General features: G+C 69.9%; 17 protein-coding genes. 16 read left to right on the top strand and 1 reads right to left on the bottom strand.

Translation table 11 applies throughout. The features are described from left to right. Positions 1–6: 6 nt before the first annotated feature. Positions 7–717 (bottom strand): PilZ domain-containing protein, encoded by a 711-nt coding sequence (locus D7Y21_RS09515; RefSeq protein ID WP_014398894.1) that lies wholly within the window; start codon positions 715–717, stop codon positions 7–9. 237 nt (positions 718–954) lie between these two features. Here D7Y21_RS09515 and mraZ point away from each other — a divergent pair, with 237 nt between their 5' ends. The 16 genes from mraZ (at position 955) to ftsA (ending at position 18,670) form a co-directional block, all read left to right on the top strand. Beyond that, a complete protein-coding gene (mraZ, locus tag D7Y21_RS09510) occupies positions 955–1,407 on the top strand; it encodes a division/cell wall cluster transcriptional repressor MraZ (RefSeq protein WP_120566798.1) in 453 nt (150 codons plus the stop codon). Positions 1,408–1,456: 49 nt separating this feature from the next. Beyond that, on the top strand, positions 1,457–1,840 hold the full coding sequence (locus tag D7Y21_RS09505; RefSeq protein ID WP_014398892.1) for an STAS domain-containing protein: 384 nt from the start codon (positions 1,457–1,459) through the stop codon (positions 1,838–1,840). Between the two features lie 23 nt (positions 1,841–1,863). Further along, a complete protein-coding gene (gene rsmH / locus D7Y21_RS09500) occupies positions 1,864–2,769 on the top strand; it encodes a 16S rRNA (cytosine(1402)-N(4))-methyltransferase RsmH (RefSeq protein WP_121712671.1) in 906 nt (301 codons plus the stop codon). Then, entirely contained in the window at positions 2,766–3,158 is a 393-nt protein-coding gene (ftsL, locus tag D7Y21_RS09495) for a cell division protein FtsL (RefSeq protein ID WP_120566800.1), read from the top strand. The genes rsmH and ftsL overlap by 4 nt, the downstream gene beginning before the upstream one ends. Continuing rightward, positions 3,155–5,176: a penicillin-binding protein gene (locus D7Y21_RS09490; protein ID WP_121712669.1), complete on the top strand. Its 2,022-nt coding sequence runs from the start codon at positions 3,155–3,157 to the stop codon at positions 5,174–5,176. The genes ftsL and D7Y21_RS09490 overlap by 4 nt, the downstream gene beginning before the upstream one ends. 49 nt (positions 5,177–5,225) lie before the next feature. Then, positions 5,226–6,764 (top strand): UDP-N-acetylmuramoyl-L-alanyl-D-glutamate--2,6-diaminopimelate ligase, encoded by a 1,539-nt coding sequence (locus D7Y21_RS09485; RefSeq protein ID WP_121712667.1) that lies wholly within the window; start codon positions 5,226–5,228, stop codon positions 6,762–6,764. 27 nt (positions 6,765–6,791) lie between these two features. Continuing rightward, on the top strand, positions 6,792–8,192 hold the full coding sequence (gene murF, locus D7Y21_RS09480) for a UDP-N-acetylmuramoyl-tripeptide--D-alanyl-D-alanine ligase (RefSeq protein ID WP_121712665.1): 1,401 nt from the start codon (positions 6,792–6,794) through the stop codon (positions 8,190–8,192). Beyond that, positions 8,192–9,370, top strand: a complete 1,179-nt coding sequence (gene mraY, locus D7Y21_RS09475) for a phospho-N-acetylmuramoyl-pentapeptide-transferase (RefSeq protein ID WP_120566804.1) — start codon at positions 8,192–8,194, stop codon at positions 9,368–9,370. The genes murF and mraY overlap by 1 nt, the downstream gene beginning before the upstream one ends. 32 nt (positions 9,371–9,402) lie before the next feature. Further along, on the top strand, positions 9,403–10,773 hold the full coding sequence (gene murD, locus D7Y21_RS09470; protein WP_121712663.1) for a UDP-N-acetylmuramoyl-L-alanine--D-glutamate ligase: 1,371 nt from the start codon (positions 9,403–9,405) through the stop codon (positions 10,771–10,773). A gap of 5 nt (positions 10,774–10,778) precedes the next feature. Next, entirely contained in the window at positions 10,779–11,942 is a 1,164-nt protein-coding gene (ftsW, locus tag D7Y21_RS09465; RefSeq protein WP_120566866.1) for a putative lipid II flippase FtsW, read from the top strand. Next, a complete protein-coding gene (gene murG, locus D7Y21_RS09460) occupies positions 11,939–13,090 on the top strand; it encodes an undecaprenyldiphospho-muramoylpentapeptide beta-N-acetylglucosaminyltransferase (RefSeq protein ID WP_120566806.1) in 1,152 nt (383 codons plus the stop codon). The genes ftsW and murG overlap by 4 nt, the downstream gene beginning before the upstream one ends. Then, on the top strand, positions 13,087–14,511 hold the full coding sequence (gene murC, locus D7Y21_RS09455; RefSeq protein WP_120566807.1) for a UDP-N-acetylmuramate--L-alanine ligase: 1,425 nt from the start codon (positions 13,087–13,089) through the stop codon (positions 14,509–14,511). The genes murG and murC overlap by 4 nt, the downstream gene beginning before the upstream one ends. Before the next feature lie 3 nt (positions 14,512–14,514). Continuing rightward, complete coding sequence (gene murB, locus D7Y21_RS09450) at positions 14,515–15,447, top strand: UDP-N-acetylmuramate dehydrogenase (protein ID WP_121712660.1); 933 nt, start codon at positions 14,515–14,517, stop codon at positions 15,445–15,447. Continuing rightward, positions 15,444–16,400 (top strand): D-alanine--D-alanine ligase, encoded by a 957-nt coding sequence (locus tag D7Y21_RS09445; RefSeq protein ID WP_120566809.1) that lies wholly within the window; start codon positions 15,444–15,446, stop codon positions 16,398–16,400. The genes murB and D7Y21_RS09445 overlap by 4 nt, the downstream gene beginning before the upstream one ends. Positions 16,401–16,535: 135 nt before the next feature. After that, the gene (locus D7Y21_RS09440) at positions 16,536–17,393 is read left to right on the top strand and encodes a cell division protein FtsQ/DivIB (RefSeq protein WP_120566810.1); all 858 of its coding nucleotides are present in this window, start codon (positions 16,536–16,538) and stop codon (positions 17,391–17,393) included. Between the two features lie 41 nt (positions 17,394–17,434). Then, positions 17,435–18,670, top strand: coding sequence for a cell division protein FtsA (gene ftsA, locus D7Y21_RS09435; RefSeq protein WP_120566811.1), 1,236 nt, complete (start codon positions 17,435–17,437; stop codon positions 18,668–18,670). The last annotated feature ends 140 nt before the right edge of the window (positions 18,671–18,810 follow it).

Genomic DNA, 18,810 nt, shown 5'->3' with positions numbered 1-18,810 from the left:
GCAGCGTCAGGGCATCCGCGACACGGCATCCAGGCCGAAGCTGACCCGGGCCCGCCAGGGCGCGGGCGGCAGGTGCTCCAGCGCCATCAGGTCCTCCAGCCGCTGGAGCATGTCCGGCCGCAGCCTGCCGAACGTCGCGCCGAAGCCCGGCGTCACCGCCTGCGCCACGCCCTTGCGCGGCACGGACGACGTCCACGCCACCTCGCCGTGGAGCAGCAGCGGCCCCTCCGTCATGTCCATCTCCATGAAGAAGGGCGTGCCCACCTGCACCTCGCGGGGCAGGGCGGGGGCGTCCACCTCCAGGCCCACGCCGCCGCGGGAGATGTCGCGCACGTAGAAGAACGGCGCCCGGGGGTCGCTCTCCCGCGCGCGCAGGTGCAGCGGCAGGCGCGGGAAGCGGCGCAGGCCGTTCTGCTCCTCCTGGGCGAAGATGAACTGGAGCACCGCGTCCAGCGCGCTGCGATCCTCCGCGCCGTCGTAGCGCACGGTGAGCATGAATCGCTCGCCGGGGCGCGGCTCCACCTTGACGACCTCGCCCAGCACCTCCACCGGCCGCGGCATGCCGCCCGCGTGCAGCTCAAAGGTGAAGCGGGTGCCCAGCGGCAGGGCCCTGCGCGTCTCCAGGGTGACGCCGCCCTGACCCACGCTGCGGGTGTACTCACCGACCAGCGACTGCGGCGTTTTGTAGGCCACCTTCAGTCGAACGTTCGTGTTCACGCGCTCCCAGTCTCAGCCTGGGAGCGAAAGAACTCAAGTTTACCCCACCCCCAAAGGTAGGCCGTCCGGCATGTGCCCTGGGGGATGTCCGGCGCCGGGCGAGCGGTGTTCCAGCCTGTTGCGCGCTTTCTTGACCCCCCTGGGGGGGGCGCGTATGTATGCCGGCCGCAGAGGGGTAAGAAGTGGGAAGGAGTGGTGGTCCGTCCCGTGCTGGGCTGAAAAGGTGGATCGTCCCGCGTGTTCCGAGGCGTCTATGAGCACCAGATCGACGCGAAGGGGCGCACCAGCCTCCCGGCGAAGCTTCGGGAGACGTTGGTGGGCGCCTACGACGAGCGGCTCATCGTCACCACGGCCCTGGACCCCTGCCTCCACGCCTACCCGGTGCGGGAGTGGGAGGCGTTGGAGACCGCGCTCGCCCGGCGCAACCCCATGGAGCCGGGGGTCAAGACGTTGATGCGGCTGTACGTGGCCAGCGCGCAGGAGTGCCCGCTGGACAAGCTGGGCCGGTTGCTCATCCCGCCGTCGCTCAGGGCGTACGCGAAGTTGGAGAAGGAAGTGGTGTGGGCGGGGATGGTGAAGGTGATTGAGCTTTGGAGCCAGGAAGGCTGGGCGAAGGCGCAGGAGGACGCGCGCCAGGAAGCCACCTCCCCGGACGTGTTGCGGGTGCTGGGCGAGCTGCGCCAGCCGTAGCCAGGAAGTCGACAGCCTCTAGTTTCGCGAGAGAAGGGTGGGCAGGCGCATGGACCAGGTGCAGGAGGTTCGTCGGAACAGGGCGGTGGTGGCGGCGTCCGAGCGCGTGGAGACGCTGATGCTGGAGGGCGAGCTGGAGGAGGCGGACCTGCTCAAGCTGTGTGAGGACCTGATGCACCGGCTGCACCGGGGCACGCGCCAGGTCGTCCTGGACTTCGCGGACGTGTCGCACCTGAACTACCGCGGCGTGCGCCCGCTGATGGCCCGCACGGACGCGTTCCGCCGCGCCGGTGGGGACGTGAAGCTGTCCGGGCTGTCGCCGTACCTGGCCGCCATCTTCCGCGCGGCCGGCGCCCATGACGCCTTCGAGCTGTACCCGCACATGAACGATGCCCGGGCCGCCTTCCAGCTCGCGCGCGCTCCCTTCGTCTGACCCGCACCCCAAGGCCCCCTCTCGTGGACTTCCAGCACCAGACCGTCCTGCTCCACGAGACGGTGGAGCTGCTGAACCCGGCGGAGGGCAAGGTCATCCTCGACGGCACGCTCGGAGGCGGAGGCCACACCCAGGCGCTGCTCGCCCGGGGCGCCACGGTGGTGGGCGTGGACCGGGACCCCGTGGCGCTCGCCGCGGCCACCGCCCGCATGGGCGGCAACACGCGCTTCCAGGCCCGGCAGGGCAACTTCGCGGACCTGCTCCGTGTCGCGCACGACCTGCTGCCCGTGGACGGCGTGCTGGTGGACCTGGGCGTGTCCTCGCCCCAGCTGGACGTGGCCGAGCGCGGCTTCTCCTTCATGAAGGACGGCCCGCTGGACATGCGCATGGGCGACAGCGGCGTCACGGCCGCGGAGCTCATCGCCGAAACGGACGAGCGCGACCTGGCGAAGCTGCTCAAGGACTACGGGGAAGAGCCCTTCGCGCGGCCCATCGCGCGGGAGCTGAAGAAGGCGCTGCCCCAGCGCACGCTGGAGGCCGTGGAGGTGGTGAAGCGCGCCGTGCCCCGCAAGGCGTGGCCGGACCGCATCAACGTCGCCACCCGCACCTTCCAGGCGCTGCGCATGGCGGTGAACGGGGAGCTGGAGGCGCTGGACGCGCTGCTCGCCGCGCTGCCCTCGCTGCTGAAGGTGGGGGGCCGCGCCGCGGTCATCTCCTTCCACTCCCTGGAGGACCGGAAGGTGAAGGAAGCCTTCCGCGCCCTGGTGGGTGGGTGCACCTGTCCGCCGGGCTTCCCGGTGTGCGTGTGCAACAGCCAGGGTGACTTCGCCCTCGTGTCCAAGAAGGCCGTCGCGGCTTCCGAAGCGGAAGTCGAGGCCAACCCCCGCTCTCGCAGCGCGCACCTGCGCGCGGTGGAGAAAATCCGATGAGCAAGGCCCTCTCGCGTCCCTCCGTGTCCGTGGCCGGCGTGCTGATGCACCTGCTGCCCGCCGTCATGCTCTTCACCCTGTTCGTGGCCGTGGGCATCCTCCACGTGACCAGCCGCGTGCTGGTGGTGGACATGGGCTACCGCCTGTCCAACGCGGAGGGCGAGAGCCGCTCGCTCACCCGGGAGAACGACCGGCTCAAGCTGGAGCTGGCCACGCTCAAGGCGCCGGGCCGGTTGGAGCGCGTGGCCCGTGAGCAGCTGGGCATGGCCATGCCCAAGGGCGGCGCGGTGGTGTCCATCGCCGACGAGCGCGTGAAGGGCTCCGGCACCGCGCAGGCCCGTTCGGCGGCCCCGGCCGTCCGCGTGGCGGAGCGGGGGACCGGTCGGTGAGGGACCTCAAGAGCGCGCGGATTCCGGAGTCGAACACGAAGGGGCTCAGGCTGCGGGTCCAGCTCTTGTTCGGGCTGTTCCTCGCGCTCCTGGGCACGGCGTTCGGCCGCGCGGTCTACCTCCAGGTCTTCCAGCAGGAGAAGCTGCGCGGCCTGGCGCAGGACCAGTACGTTCGGCAGATCGACATCCCGGCCCGGCGCGGAGACATCTTCGACCGGCGCGGCACGCCGCTCGCGCAGAGCGTGGAGGTGGACTCCATCTGGGTGGACCCGTCCATGCTCCCCGACGTGCGGCAGGCGGCCCGTCAGCTCGCCCGCGCCGTGCACCTGGACAGTGGCGACCTGACCGCGCGCCTGTCGCGCGCCAAGCGCTTCGCGTGGGTGAAGCGTCAGGCGAAGCCCCAGGAGGTGGAGGCGGTGAAGGCGCTGGGCCTGCCGGGCCTGGGCTTCACCAAGGAGCCCAAGCGCTTCTATCCCCAGCGAGAGCTGGGCGCGCACATCATCGGCATGGTGGGCACCGACGGCCACGGCCTTGAGGGCCTGGAGCTGGCCTTCGAGGACGAGCTGTCCGGGCAGAACTCGCGCACCTCCGGCATTCGCGACGCCAAGGGCCGCAAGCTGATGGTCCAGGGCGCCATGGATCCGCTGGAGCGCCATGGCGCCGCCGTCACGCTCACGCTGGACCGCCACCTCCAGTACGTGGCGGAGAAGGCGCTGGCCAAGGCGGTGGACGACGCCAAGGCGGCGGCGGGCATGGCGGTGGTGTTGGATCCGCGCACCGGGGAGCTGCTGGCGCTGGCCAACAACCCGCGCTTCAACCCCAACACGCCCGAGGACGGCGTGAAGAACGCCATCCGCAACCGCGCCGCGCTGGACGCCTTCGAGCCCGGCTCCACGATGAAGGCCTTCGTGGTGGCCGCCGCGCTGGAGCAGAAGGCCATCACCCCGGACACGCTGTTCTTCTGTGAGAACGGCGCCCTCCGCATCGGCCGTCACACCATCCGGGACACCCACCCGCACGGCTGGCTCAACGCGCAGGGCATCCTCCAGGTGTCCTCCAACATCTGCGCCGCGAAGGTCGCGGATGCCCTGGGCCGCGAGAAGTTCGTCGCCGCCTACCACGCCTTCGGCTTCGCGGAGCGCACCGGCCTGGCGCTCACCGGCGAGAGCCGCGGCGTCATCCCGTTTCCGAAATCGGACATCTCCCTGGCCACCCAATCCTTCGGCCAGGGTATGACCTCCACCGCCGTCCAGCTGACGGCGGCCTACGGGGCGCTGGCCAACGACGGCGTGCTGATGCGCCCGTTCCTGGTCTCCAAGGTCGTGGACCCGGACGGCGTGGTGCTGCTGGAGAACCAGCCCACGGAGCTGCGCCGGGTCGTTTCCCAGAGGGTGGCGCGCCAGGTCGTGGGCATGCTTGAGAGCGTGGTGGTCAAGGGAGGAACCGCGCCCAAGGCCGCCATGGACGACTACCGGGTGGCCGGAAAGACGGGCACGGCGCAGAAGGCGGACCCCGTGGCACGGGGGTATTCCGACAAACGCATCGCGTCGTTCGCGGGCATGGTGCCAGCCGAGGCCCCGCGCGCCGTGATTCTCGTGGTGGTGGACGAACCCAAGACAGACGTATACGGGGGGAACGTGGCTGCCCCTGCCTTCAAGGAAATCGCTACCGCTGCCATGGCCCACCTGGCCGTGCCCCCGTCCCGTACGGTGGCACCCGCCGAGGTGGCCGCGGCCGCCGCGCCCGTGGTGCCCCCTCCGGCACCGAAGGCGTTGGCGAAGGCCGTGCCCGTCAGGGCCGGTCTGGAGGATGCGGTGACCGAGACCCCGGAACCCGGCACGGTGCGTGTGCCGGACGTCCAGGGACAGGCAGGACGGGAGGCCGTGGTGAAGCTGCTCGCCGCGGCGCTGGAGCCACAGCTGCAAGGAAGTGGACGAGTCGTATCTCAGACCCCCCCCGCCGGTGCGCTGGTGGAGAAGGGGGCCCGGGTGACGCTGGAACTGGCGACGCGGCAATGAGGCCGTGTCCTTTCCAGGCCCCGCAAGCAATGCGTGTGAAGGGGAAGAGATGAAGCTGACGGATGTCCTCGCAGGGTGTGGAGCCGAGCAGACCTCGGGCGGCCGTTCCGCGGTCGACGTCACGGGAGTGACGCAGGATTCGCGGCGCGTGAAGCCGGGGGATCTCTTCATTGCCGTGCCGGGCCTGAAGGAAGATGGGGCCCAGTTCATTGGTGAAGCCGTGTCGCGCGGCGCTGTCGCCGTGGTGTCGGAGAAGCAGGGCCAGTCGTCGCAGGTGCCGTTCTTCAAGGTGAGCAGCGCGCGCAAGGCGCTGGCCCTCATCGCGGCCAACTTCCACGGCCGCCCCGCGGACAAGCTGACGCTCCTGGGCGTCACCGGCACCAACGGGAAGACGACCACCACGTACCTCTTGGAGGCCATCCTCGCCACGGCCGCCATGTACACCGGCTCTCCGGCGCCGGGCGTCATCGGCACGCTGGGCTACAAGTTCGGCGGCAAGACGACGGAGCTGGCCAACACCACCCCGGATCCGCTGGAGCTGCACCGCATCTTCCGCGAGATGGTGGACGCGGGCGTGGAGACGGTGGTGATGGAGGTCTCCAGCCACGCGCTCGCGCAGGAGCGCGTGCACGGGCTCACGTTCAAGGCCGCGGGCTTCAGCAACCTGTCTCGCGACCACCTGGACTACCACAAGGACCTGGAGGAGTACTTCCAGGTGAAGCGCAAGCTCTTCCTGGAGAACCTGGCTGCCTCCGGCACCGCGGTCGTGAACGGCGACGACACCTTCGCCAGCCGCGTCTACACGGAGCTGCGCAACCAGAAGCGCATGGCGTGGAAGTTCAGCCGCACGGGCGCCGGTGAAATCTCCGCCGCGGACGCTGCCTATTCGCTCAAGGGCATCGAGGCCACCCTGAAGACGCCCGCGGGCGACATCAAGGTGAAGAGCAAGCTCCTGGGGCCCCACAACCTGGAGAACATCATGCTCGCCGCCGGCATCGCGCTGGGCGCGGGCATCAGCCGCTCGGACGTGAAGAGCGGCATCGAGCTCGTCACGGGCGTGGCCGGCCGCATGGACCGCGCGGAGAACCACCGCGGCGGCCCGGCTCCGGCGGTGCTGGTGGACTACGCGCACACGGATGACGCGCTCAAGCGCTCCCTCGAAGCGGCGCGCGCGCTGGCCAAGGGCCGCGTCATCGTCGTCTTCGGCTGCGGCGGCGACCGCGACAAGGGCAAGCGCCCGCTGATGGGCGCGGTGGCCGCGGAGGGCGCGGACCTGGTGATGGTGACCAGCGACAACCCGCGCACGGAGGATCCGGAGACCATCATCTCCGAGGTGACGCCGGGCCTGGAGAAGGGCGGCCTGCGCCGCATCTCCGAGGGCAAGGCGAAGATCGGGGAGAAGGGCTACCTGGTGGACGCGGACCGCCGCGCCGCCATCGAGCAGGTCATCAACCTGGCCAAGGACGACGACGTCGTCCTCATCGCCGGCAAGGGCCACGAGACCTACCAGACGGTGGGTACCGAGAAGCTCGCCTTCGACGACCGCGAGGTCGCCGCGCGCGCGCTGGCCAACCGCATCCCGGGCTGAACCTTCTCAAGGCCACACCCCCCCTCCATGGCCGTTCGATTCTCCGATGACGAGGTGGTGCAGGCGACGGGTGCGACCCGGCGCGGGGAGCCCGTGGAAGCGGGCTTTCCCGCCGTCTGCACCGACACGCGGTCGCTCACCCCCGGGTGCCTCTTCGTGGCGCTGCAGGGCGAGCGCTTCGACGCCCACGACTTCGTGGACGGTGCCCAGCGCCAGGGAGCGGCCGGGGCGGTGGTGAAGCGGGGGAGGGCGCTGCCGGCCCTGCCCCCGGGCTTCGCCTTGTACGAAGTGGATGACACCCTGGCCGCGCTGGGCGGCCTGGGCGCGCTGCACCGCCGCCGCTTCCAGATTCCGGTGGCGGCGGTGGGGGGCTCCAACGGGAAGACGACCACCAAGGAGATGGTGGGCGCCATCCTGGCCACTCGGGGCCCCGCGCTGAAGACGGAAGGCAACTTCAACAACGAGGTGGGCGTCCCGCTCACGCTCTTCCGGCTGGAGCCGTCCCACGTGGCGGCCGTCATCGAAGTGGGGATGAACCAGCCGGGCGAAATCGAAAGGCTCACCCGCAAGGTGCAGCCGGACGCCGGTGTCATCACCGTCGTCCAGCCGGAGCACCTGGAGGGGCTGGGCAGCCTGGAGGGCGTGGCGGAGGCGGAAGGGGAGATGTTCCGCGAGCTGCTGCCCCAGGCCACTGCTGTCGTGAACGTAGACGACGCGCTCATCGTGCGCCAGGCCGCGCGCAGCGGCGCGAAGCACCTGACGTTCGGCCGGGCGGAAGGGGCGGACGTGCGCCTCACGGCGGTCCACACGCTGGGCCGCGACGGCATGGTGGCCACCGTGCGCTACCAGGGGAAGGACTGGCCGGTGCGCCTGCACTTCGTGGGGCCGCACAACGCGCAGAACGCGACGGCGGCGTTCGCGACGGCGCTGGCCCTGGGCTACTCCCCCGAGGAGTGCGTGAAGGGCCTGGAGTCCGCGCGCCCGTACGCGCGCAGGCTCAACATCGTGGATGGCCGCAACGGCATCACGGTGGTGGACGACTGCTACAACGCCAACCCGGCCTCCATGGAGGCCGCGCTCGTCACGCTGGGCACGCTGGTGCCGGAAGGCGGCCGGGCGGTGGCGGTGCTGGGCGACATGCTGGAGCTGGGCGCGGGCGAGTTCGAGGAACACGTCCGGCTCGGGGCCCGAGTGCTTGAGCACGCGAAGCTGGCTGCGTTCTTTGGTCCCAGGTCGGACGCGGGCTTCAAGGCGTCGGGCATGGGAGATTCCGCCGCCCATTTCACCGAAGTGGAGCCATTGGTGGCGTGGTTGACGCCCCGGCTTTCGCCCGGTGACGTGGTGCTGGTGAAGGCCAGTCGCGGCATGCGATTGGAGCGCGTGGTTGCGGCCCTCACGGGCGCGGCACCCCCCGGAGGGAGTCACTAGTGCTGTACCTTCTGTACGAGCTCATCCAGAACACCGAGGCAGGGCGCGTCCTCAACTTCCTGCGCTACCCGACCTTCCGCATCATCGCCGCGGGCGTCTTCGCCCTGCTCCTGGGGATGCTCATCGGCCCGCGCCTCATCGCGCGGCTGCGCCTGAAGCAGCACGGGCAGAGCAACGTGCGCGAGGACACCCCGGACTCGCACCAGAAGAAGAAGGGCACGCCCACCATGGGTGGCGCGCTCATCCTCATCTGCATCGCGGCGGGCACGCTCCTGTTCGCGGACCTGAAGTCCCGCGGCGTCTGGGTGATGATCCTCCTCACCTTCGGCTACGGCTTCATCGGCTTCCTGGACGACTGGCTCAAGCTGTCCAAGCGCAACTCCAAGGGCCTGGCCGGGCGCAAGAAGATGGCGCTGCAGACGGTCTTCTTCCTCATCGCCATCTTCGGCCTGATGTGCACGTGGACGAAGGCGGACGGCTCCTTCGGGCCCACGCTGCTCATCGACACGCGGCTGACGCTGCCGTTCGTGCCGTCCCATTGGTTCAACCCGGACCTGGGTTGGTTCTACGTGGTGTTCGCGTGGATCGTCATCGTGGGCACGTCCAACGCGGTGAACCTCACGGACGGCCTGGATGGCCTGGCCATCGTCCCCACCATCGTGTCGGCGGTGACCTTCTGCGTGCTCTGCTACGTGGCGGGCACCACGCTGCACATCGCGGACACGGAGACGGTGAACGGCGTCACGCGGCTGACCGCCACGCCGCTGTACCGCTACCTGGGCATCCTCCAGGTGCCGGGCGGCGCGGAGCTGGCCGTCTTCTGCGCGAGCATCGTGGGCGCGGGCATCTCCTTCCTCTGGTTCAACACCTACCCGGCGTCCGTGTTCATGGGCGACATCGGCTCGCTGGCCCTGGGCGGCGCGCTGGGCGGGCTGGCCGTGTTCTCCAAGAACGAAGTCGTGTCCGCCATCATCCACGGCATCTTCTTCGCGGAGGCGCTCTCCGTGATGATCCAGGTGGCGTCCTTCAAGATGACAGGCCGGCGCGTCTTCAAGATGGCCCCGGTGCACCACCACTTCGAGCTCAAGGGCATGGCCGAGCCGAAGATCATCGTGCGTTTCTGGATTGTCGCCATCCTCTGTGGTGGCGTGGCCCTGCTGTCCCTGAAACTGCGCTAGTCGCTTTGCCCCCATCGAGGTCGGCCCGCCCCATGAATCCCTCGCTGTCCGGTCGGAAGGTCGCGGTGTTCGGGCTGGCCAAGAGCGGCGTCGCGGCGCTGCGGCTGCTGGTCCAGCACGGCGCGAAGGTGACGGCGCTGGACGCGCGCTCCGAGGACGCGCTCGGCGACGTCGCGAAGGAGCTGCACGCGAAGGGCGTGACGCTCGTCACGGGCGCCACGCCCCCGGGGCTGCTCACCCGCCAGGACCTGGTGGTGGTGAGCCCGGGCGTGCCGCTGTCCCTGCCGGAGCTGGAGGCCGCGCGCACGTCGGGCATCCCGGTGTGGGGCGAGATTGAACTCGCGGGCCGCCTCCTCACGGGCACCCGCTTCCTGGGCATCACCGGCACCAACGGTAAGAGCACCACCACGGCGCTCACCGGCGAGCTGTACACGAAGGCGGGCCTGCGCACCTTCGTGGGCGGCAACCTGGGGCGCCCGCTGGCGGAGGCCGCCATGTCCCCCGGTGACTGGGACGCGCTGGTGGTGGAGCTGTCCAGCTTCCAACTGGAGGGCATCCACCAGCTCAAGCCCACGGGCGCGGCCATCCTCAACCTCACGCCGGACCACCTGGACCGCTACGCCAACCACGCCGAGTACGGCACGGCCAAGGCGCGCATCTTCATGAACCAGGACGGCGCCAGCGACTTCGCCGTGGTGAACGCGGACGACGCGGCGGTGATGGGGCTGGCTGCTTCCGCGCGCGTGCCCGTGTACGGCTTCAGCCTCACGGGCCGCCCTGTGGTGGACGCGCCGAAGCTGGCGGGGCTGGCCATCGCGCGGCCCGGCGGCTTCGAGCTGGAGTTCGCGGGCGAGTCCTACACGCTCACCAACCGCTCGCTCCGGGGCGCGCACAACGCGCAGAACGCGATGGCGGCGGCGCTGCTGGCCCGGCTGGGCGGCGTGGCGAAGGACGCGGTGCAGGCGGGGCTGGACAGCTACCCGGGCCTGGCGCACCGGCTGGAGAGCGTGCGCGTGCTGGATGGCGTGGAGTGGGTGAACGACTCCAAGGCCACCAACGTGGACTCCGTGCTGGTGGCGCTCAAGGCGTTCGCGGGTGACGTGTGGCTCATCGCGGGCGGCAAGGGCAAGGGCGCGCCGTACGCGCCCATGGTGGAGGCGGGGCAGGGCAAGGTGAAGGGCGTGCTCACCATTGGCCAGGACGCGGACGCGCTGGCGCGGGCGTACGCGAACGACGCGCCGGTGCACGCGTGCGGCACGCTGGCCCAGGCGGTGTCGAAGGCGCGTGAGGTGGCGAGGGCGGGGGACACGGTCCTTCTGTCCCCGGCGTGCGCGTCGTACGACCAGTTCAAGAACTTCGAGGACCGGGGCGACACGTTCAAGCGCCTCGTCGGGGCGCTCTGACCGTGATGAAGACCTCTCCTCCGGCCGCCCCCGTGCGGTTCGATCCGATTCTGCTGTGCGCGGTGCTGGCGCTCGTCTCGCTGGGCCTCGTGATGACGTACTCGGCCAGCGCCGTGCTCGCGCAGGACAAGCTGGGCGACAGCCTCTACTTCCTCAAGCGCCAGTTGTCCGCCGCGGGCCTGGGCCTCGTCGGCATGGCGGTGGCCATGAAGCTGGGGTGGCGGAAGCTGGCGCGGCTGGCATACCCGCTCCTGCTCGTCGCCATCGTGCTGCTCATCGCGGTGGCCATCCCCGGTATCGGCACCACGGCGGGCGGCGCGCGGCGGTGGATCCGCCTGCCGGGCTTCAGCCTGCAGCCGGCGGAAATCGCCAAGTTCGCGTGGCTCGTGTACCTGTCCTATTCGCTGGCGAAGAAGCGGGAGAAGGTGGCCACGTTCTCCATCGGCTTCCTGCCGCACCTCGCCCTGTGCGGCATCCTGGTGTTCCTGTGCATGCTCCAGCCGGACTTCGGCAGCAGCGTGCTGCTGGTGTTCATGCTCTTCGTGCTGCTGTTCGCGGCGGGCACGAAGCTGTCGTACCTGGTGGGCTCCATCCTGCTCGCGCTGCCGCTGGCCTTCGTCGCCATCGCGACCAGTCCCTACCGCATGAAGCGCATCCTCGCGTTCCTGGACCCGTGGGCCCACCGGCACGACGTGGGCTACCAGGTGGCGGAGTCCCTGATGTCCATCGGCTCCGGTGGCATCACCGGCCTGGGGCTGGGGGACGGCCGGCAGAAGCTGTTCTTCCTGCCGGAGGCGCACACGGACTTCATCTTCTCCATCCTGGGTGAGGAGCTGGGGCTCATCGGCGTGGGGCTGCTCGTGGTGCTGTACGCCATCGTCCTGTGGCGCGGCATCCGCGCGGCCCTGGCGGCGGGGGAGACGTTCGGCACGTACCTGGGCCTGGGCATCAGCTCCATCATCGCGTTCCAGGCCACGGTGAACATGTGCGTGGCCATGGGCCTGCTGCCCACGAAGGGCCTGACGCTGCCGTTCGTGTCCTACGGCGGCACGTCGCTGGTGGTGCTGATGGGCTCCGCGGGCGTGCTGCTGTCGCTCAGCGCGAACACGCAGGGCGCGACGAGGCCGGTGCGCACGGGCACCACGGACCTACGGGAGGTGACGGCGTGAAGGTGCTCATCGCGGGCGGCGGCACCGGTGGCCATCTGTTCCCGGGCATCGCGCTGGCGGAGGAGGTCGTCACGCGCCACCCCGCCAACGAAGTGGTGTTCGTGGGCACGGAGAAGGGCCTGGAGGCGCGCGTGGTGCCCAAGGAGGGCTACCCGCTGGAGCTGGTGAAGGTGCAGGGGCTCAAGGGCAAGGGGCTCATCGGCCTGCTCAAGGGGCTCATCGCGCTGCCTTTGGCGTTCCTCGCGTCGTTCCGCATCCTGTCGCGCCACAAGCCGGACGTGGTGGTGGGCGTGGGCGGCTACGCGAGCGGCCCGGTGGTGCTGGCCGCGTGGCTGATGGGCATCCCCACCGCCATCCAGGAGCAGAACGCGCTGCCCGGGCTCACCAACAAGGTGCTGGGCCGCATCGTGAAGGTCGTCTTCACCTCCTTCGAGGAAGCGCGCAACCACTTCCCGGAAGCCAAGGTGCAGATGATTGGCAACCCCATCCGCAAGAAGCTGATGGACAACTACCTGCGCAGCAGCTCCGCGCACGAGAAGTTCTCCGTCCTCATCTTCGGCGGCAGCCTGGGCGCGCGCGGCCTCAACAACCGCGTGCTGGAGGCGCTGGACTCGCTGGGCGACGTGAAGGGGCAGCTCGACATCGTCCACCAGACGGGGAAGCTGGACCTGGAGAGCGTGAAGAAGGGCTACGCGGACAAGGGCTTCGCGGACGTGGCGCAGGTGGTGGAGTTCATCGACGACATGTCCTCCGCCTACGCGAAGGCGGACCTGGTCATCTGCCGCGCGGGCGCGACGTCGCTGGCGGAGCTGACGGTGTGCAAGAAGGCCAGCATCCTGGTGCCCTTCCCGCACGCGACGGACAACCACCAGGAAGTGAACGCCCGCGCGCTGGTGGACGTGGGCGCGGCCATCATGTTCCGCGAGTCGGAGCTCACCGGGGCGAAGCTGGCGGAGACGCTGCGCGGCCTGATGACGGACCCCGCGAAGCTCAAGCAGATGGCGAAGAAGGCGGGCATCCTGGGCCGCCCCGCCGCCGCGAAGGAGCTGGCGGACGTGTGCGTGGACCTGACCACCCAGGCCTGGGGCCCGGGCGGACGTGACCGCGGACAGAAGGATGTGAAGAAGGCACCCGGGAGCAAGGCATGAGCAGCAAGAACGTCAGCAACAAGCCCGGCAGTCTCTTCAAGACGCGCCACGCGGCGCACGTGCACTTCGTGGGCGTGGGCGGCATCGGCATGAGCGGCATCGCGGAGGTGCTGCTCAACCTGGGCTACCGGGTCTCCGGTTCGGACCTGCGCGAGAGCGACATCACCCGCCGCCTGGCGAAGCTGGGCGCCACGCTCTACGAGGGCCACAAGGCGTCCAACCTGGTGCACGCGGACGTGGTCGTCATCTCCTCCGCGGTGCGCAAGGACAACCCGGAGGTGGTGACGGCGCGCCAGCGCAAGATTCCCGTCATCCCTCGCGCGGAGATGCTCGCGGAGCTGATGCGCCTGAAGTACGCGGTCGCCGTCGCCGGCAGCCACGGCAAGACGACGACGACGTCCATGGTGGCCACGGTGCTGTCCGCGGCGGGCCTGGACCCCACGGCGGTGGTGGGCGGCAAGGTGAACGTGCTCGACTCCAACGCCAAGCTGGGCAAGAGCGAGCTGATGGTGGTGGAGGCCGACGAGTCCGACGGCAGCTTCCTCAAGCTGCACCCGTCCATCGCGGTCGTCACCAACATCGACCCGGAGCACATGGACCACTACGGCGACCTGGAGACGCTCCAGTCCGCCTTCGTGGAGTTCTGCAACCGCGTTCCTTTCTACGGCCTCAACGTGCTGTGCCTGGACAACCCCAACGTCCAGGCGCTGCTGCCGCGCATCGAGAAGCGCTTCGTCACCTACGGCAGCTCGCACATGGCGGACTACCGGCTGGAGGGCATCTCGCTGGACGGCTTCACCACCACCTTCCGCGCCTTCCGCCGGGACGAGGACCTGGGCGAGTTCCGCGTGCGCATGGTGGGCGCGCACAACGCCTTCAACGCGCTGGCGGTGGTGGCCATCGCGGAGGAGATGGACATCCCGCTGGAGACGGTGCGCTCCGCGCTGGCGGAGTTCGGCGGCGTGCAGCGCCGCTTCACCGTGCGCGGCGAGGTGGGCGGCGTCACCGTGGTGGACGACTACGGTCACCACCCCACGGAAGTCATGGCCACGCTGTCCGGCGCGCGCCGAGCCTTCGGCCGCCGGGTGGTTGCCGCCTTCCAGCCGCACCGCTACACACGCACGCACGACCTGATGAAGGAGTTCGCCACCGCGTTCAACGACGCGGACGTGCTCTTCGTCACCAGCGTCTACGCGGCGGGCGAGGAGCCGATTCCGGGCGCCACCGGCGACGCGCTGGCGGAGGCCATCCGCGCGCACGGCCACCGCGACGTGACGTTCGTGGAGAAGCGCGCGGACGTGGCGAAGGCGCTCCACGAGCGCGTGCTCGAGGGCGACCTGGTGCTGACGCTGGGCGCGGGTGACATCACCCAGGTGGGCCCGGACCTGCTCAACCTGATGGGCGCGGCGAAGGGCGGGTAGGGGATGCGGGCGGGCGAGGTGACACCGCTGGCGGCGCGCGTGGCGCGGCTGCCGGGCCTGGACGTCAAGCCGGGCGAGCCCCTGGCGCCGCTCATCAGCGTGCGCGTGGGCGGTCCGGCGGAGGCGCTGGTGCGTCCACGCTCACCGGAGGCGCTGGTGGAGCTGCTGCGCCTGGCCCGCGACGAGGGCATCCCCGTGACGGTGCTGGGCGGCGGGGCCAACACGCTGGTGGGCGACGGCGGCGTGCCGGGGCTCACCGTGAAGCTGCCCCCGGATTTGTTCCCGGAGGCGCTGGACGTGGGCCCGGACGACGGCCGGGTGACGCTGGGCACGGGCGCGGCCATTGCCCGGCTGGTCAACGTGATGCGCGCGCAGGGCCTGGTGGGCGCGGAGTTCCTCGCGGGCATCCCCGGCACCCTGGGCGGCGCCGTCACCATGAACGCCGGCACCAAGAACGGCGAGTGCTTCCGCGTGGTGGAGGCCATTGAAGTCGCCACCGCGGACGGGGTGGGGTGGCTGAACAAAGCGCAGGTGCCGCACACCTACCGTCACGCCACGCTGCCCGCGGGAGGTATCGTCACCCGCGTGCGCTTCCATCTTCCCAAGGGCGATGTCGTGGCCAGCAAAACGGCCATGGACGCGGACCTGGGCTACCGCAAGCGCACGCAGCCCTTGAGTCAGCCCAACTTCGGCAGCGTGTTCACCAACCCGCCGGGCGACCACGCCGGGCGGCTCATTGAACTCGTGGGCCTGAAGGGGCACACCCTGGGGCGCGCGCAGGTGTCCACCCTGCACGCGAACTGGATCGTCAACCTGGGCGGCGCGGCCGCTCGCGACGTGCGGGGCCTCATCACCCTGATGCAAGAGCGGGTGAAGGAAGCCTCCGGCGTCGTCATGCACCCCGAAGTCAAATTCGTCGGAGTCTTCCTGCCATGAGCATCGGTCCCCGAGGCTTCACCCCCGCTGAGTTGAAGGGCAAGCGCGTCGGCGTGCTGTACGGCGGCCTCTCCAGCGAGCGCGAGGTGTCCCTGCGCACGGGCGCCGCGGTGTCGGGCGCCCTCAGGGGGCTGGGCTACGACGTGGTGGAAATCGACGTGGGCAAGGACCTGCCCGCGCGCCTCATCGCGGAGAAGGTGGACGTGGCGTGGCTCGCGCTGCACGGCCGCTTCGGCGAGGACGGCTGCATCCAGGGCCTGCTGGAGGCCATGTTCATCCCCTACACCGGCAGCGGCGTGATGGCCTCCGCCGTGGGCATGGACAAGGTGTACGCGAAGGAGATCTTCGTCGCGCGCGGCATCCCCACGCCGCCCTACCGCGCCTTCGACTCGGCGGAAGGAGCGCTCGCGGAGGCGGACCGGCTGCCGTTCCCCTTCCCGGTGGTGGTGAAGCCCAGCCGCGAGGGCAGCAGCGTGGGCGTGCACATCTGCAAGACGCGCGAGGAGTACACCGCCGCCGTCCAGGACGCCGCGAAGCACGCCGGCACGCTCCTGGTGGAGCAGTTCATCAAGGGCCGGGAAGTGCAGGGCGGCGTGCTGGACAACGAGGCCCTGGGCGTCATCGAAGTGAAGGCCGCCCGCGAGTTCTACGACTACGAAGCCAAGTACAAGGCCGGCAGCGGTACTCAGTATCTCTTCCCCGCGCCGCTGCCCCCGGACCTGTACGCGCGCGTCAACGAGGTCTCCCTGGGCGCCCACAAGGCGCTGGGGTGTTCCGGCGGGTCGCGCTCGGACGTCATCGTCACGGAAAGTGGCGACGTGTTCCTGCTGGAAATCAACACGCTGCCCGGAATGACGGCCTCCAGCCTCCTGCCCAAAATCGCGGCGGGGCGGGGCATCGACTTCCCGGCCCTCTGTGAGCGGCTGCTCCAGGGCGCTTCGCTCAAGGCTTGAGCCGCTCCGCGTTCTTTCCTGGAGTTCCGGTCTCTTGCGGGGCCGGGGTTGTCCCCCCATGCCGCTACAGCGACGTGCCTGTAGCCAAAAACTGGCGTGGTTCGATGTCCGCACGCAGCATGCGCCTCCCTAGTCATGGCCTTCGGAAAATCCAAGAACCGCCGCCGCCTGGACGCCGCACCGCGCAATGACGCGGTGAAGGGCGCGGTCCGTTCGCACGGGCCGTCGGTGGCGAAGGCGCTGGGGCTGGCGGTGGCGACGGCGGGGCTCATCTGGGGCGGCATCGAGCTGCGCGCCTGGGCGGTGGTGTCGCCGCGCTTCGCGCTGGAGTCGGTGAACTTCTCCGGCCTGGAGCGCGCGTCGCGCCCGGAGCTCTTGAAGCTGTCCGGGCTCACGGCGGGGCAGAACCTGTGGACGCTGGACCCGGCCGCGCTGGCGCGGTCCATGGGCCAGCACCCCTGGGTGCGCACGGTGGAGGTGACGCGCCGGTTTCCGCGCGGGGTGTCCGTGGAGGTGACGGAGCACGCACCCGCGGCGCTGGCGGTGCTGGGCGACCTGTACGTGCTGGACGAGGAGGGCGAGCCCTTCAAGCGCGTCACCCCGGGGGACGGGCTGGATTTGCCGCTCGTCACGGGCGTGGAGCGCGATGCGTACGTGGCGGACCCGGACGCGGTGCGTTCGAAGTTCCGCGACGCGCTGGATGTAACCCGTGCTTATGCGCGGCTGTTGCCCGGGCGATCCGAGCGGCTTTCTGAAGTGCGCCTGGAGAACACCGGGCTTGCGCTGGTGACGGCGACGGGGCAGGAGGTGCGCCTCGGTGCTGGCGATACGGAAGTCAAGCTCCAGCGGCTGGCGCGCGTTCGACGCGAGCTCAGCACAAGGGGGCTTGCGGCCGCGATCATTCGCCTGGATAACCGTGCCCGACCGGGTTGGGTGGCGGTGAGGCTTTCGAGTGGGTCCGACTCCGTGCGGAGCGGGGACTCGACGCAGTGAGGATGCTTCCTTCACGAAAGTGAGGGAGCCTGGGAGGAGTCATGGCGAAGCAGAAGTCGGGGGAGATCATCGTCGGCCTCGACATCGGCACGACGAAGATCTGCGCCATCGTCGGCGAGCTGACCGATAGCGGTATCGACATCATCGGTATCGGCACGCATCCGTCGAAGGGATTGCGCAAGGGCGTCGTGGTCAACATCGAGGCCACGGTGTCGTCCATCCGGCGCGCCGTGGAGGAAGCCGAGCTGATGGCCGGGGCGGAGATCTCCCACGTGTACACGGGGATCGCCGGCGGCCACATCAAGGGCTTCAACTCCCAGGGCATCGTCGCGGTGAAGGACAAGGAGGTCCGCGACGCGGACATCGCGCGCGTCATCGACGCGGCGAAGGCGGTGGCCATCCCGTTGGATCGGGAGGTCATCCACGTCCTGCCGCAGGAGTTCATCATCGACGACCAGGGCGGCATCAAGGAGCCCCTGGGCATGGCCGGCGTGCGCCTGGAGGCCAAGGTGCACATCGTCACGGGCGCCGTCTCCAGCGCGCAGAACATCGTCAAGTGCGCCAATCGCACGGGCCTGAACGTCTCCGACATCGTGCTCCAGCCGCTGGCCTCCGCCGAAGCGGTGCTGAGCGAGGACGAGAAGGAGCTGGGCGTGTGCCTCGTCGACATCGGCGGCGGCACCACGGACATCGCCATCTTCTCCGGCGGCGCCATCGTCCACACGGCCGTGATTGCCCTGGGCGGCAACAACCTGACGAGCGACATCGCCATCGGCCTGCGCACCCCCGCGCACGAGGCCGAGCGCATCAAGCAGAAGTACGGCTGCGCGCTCGCGTCCATGATCAACAAGGACGAGACGATTGAGGTCCCCAGCGTGGGCGGCCGTCAGCCGCGCGTCCTGGGCCGGCAGATCCTCTCGGAGATCCTGGAGCCGCGCGTGGAGGAGATCTTCCAGCTGGTGCACCGGGAGATCCAGAAGTGCGGCTACGAGGACCTGCTCGCGTCCGGCATCGTCATCACGGGCGGCTCCACGCTGCTCGCGGGCATGCCGGAGCTGGCGGAAGAGGTGCTGGGCCTGCCGGTGCGCCGGGGTATGCCGCGCGGCATTGGCGGCCTGGTGGACGTGGTGAAGAGCCCCATGTACGCCACGGGCGTGGGCCTGGTCGTCTACGGCGCCAAGCACATGGACCGCCGCATGTTCCGCATCCGCGAGGACGGCAACGTCTACAAGAAGGTGAAGGGCCGGATGCGCGAGTGGCTGGAAGAGATCTTCTAGGCCGGTTCCCGGCTTTGCTGACGCGTTGAGCCAAGGGGCCCCTTCGGGGGCCCTTTCGCGTTTCTGGAGGCGTGTGTCCGGGAACTCGTTTGACGTGTCAGAGGGGGACGCTGACGCGTCCGTCCAAGACGCGGAGCCCT

Origin of the sequence: Corallococcus sp. AB045 (genome assembly GCF_003668895.1) — a bacterium.
Classification (GTDB): domain Bacteria; phylum Myxococcota; class Myxococcia; order Myxococcales; family Myxococcaceae; genus Corallococcus; species Corallococcus coralloides.
Note: the sequence above shows the minus strand (reverse complement) of the source record. Positions and strands in the feature narration are given on the sequence as shown.

Excerpts from the sequence above, each read along its gene's own strand:
- D7Y21_RS09440 (WP_120566810.1), top strand. The coding sequence starts at position 16,536 with ATGGCCTTCGGAAAATCCAAGAACCGCCGCCGCCTGGACGCCGCACCG.
- D7Y21_RS09505 (WP_014398892.1), top strand. The coding sequence starts at position 1,457 with ATGGACCAGGTGCAGGAGGTTCGTCGGAACAGGGCGGTGGTGGCGGCG.
- murF (WP_121712665.1), top strand. The coding sequence starts at position 6,792 with ATGGCCGTTCGATTCTCCGATGACGAGGTGGTGCAGGCGACGGGTGCG.
- murB (WP_121712660.1), top strand. The coding sequence starts at position 14,515 with ATGCGGGCGGGCGAGGTGACACCGCTGGCGGCGCGCGTGGCGCGGCTG.
- D7Y21_RS09445 (WP_120566809.1), top strand. The coding sequence starts at position 15,444 with ATGAGCATCGGTCCCCGAGGCTTCACCCCCGCTGAGTTGAAGGGCAAG.
- murC (WP_120566807.1), top strand. The coding sequence starts at position 13,087 with ATGAGCAGCAAGAACGTCAGCAACAAGCCCGGCAGTCTCTTCAAGACG.
- ftsL (WP_120566800.1), top strand. The coding sequence starts at position 2,766 with ATGAGCAAGGCCCTCTCGCGTCCCTCCGTGTCCGTGGCCGGCGTGCTG.
- ftsA (WP_120566811.1), top strand. The coding sequence starts at position 17,435 with ATGGCGAAGCAGAAGTCGGGGGAGATCATCGTCGGCCTCGACATCGGC.
- ftsW (WP_120566866.1), top strand. The coding sequence starts at position 10,779 with ATGAAGACCTCTCCTCCGGCCGCCCCCGTGCGGTTCGATCCGATTCTG.
- D7Y21_RS09485 (WP_121712667.1), top strand. The coding sequence starts at position 5,226 with ATGAAGCTGACGGATGTCCTCGCAGGGTGTGGAGCCGAGCAGACCTCG.
- murD (WP_121712663.1), top strand. The coding sequence starts at position 9,403 with ATGAATCCCTCGCTGTCCGGTCGGAAGGTCGCGGTGTTCGGGCTGGCC.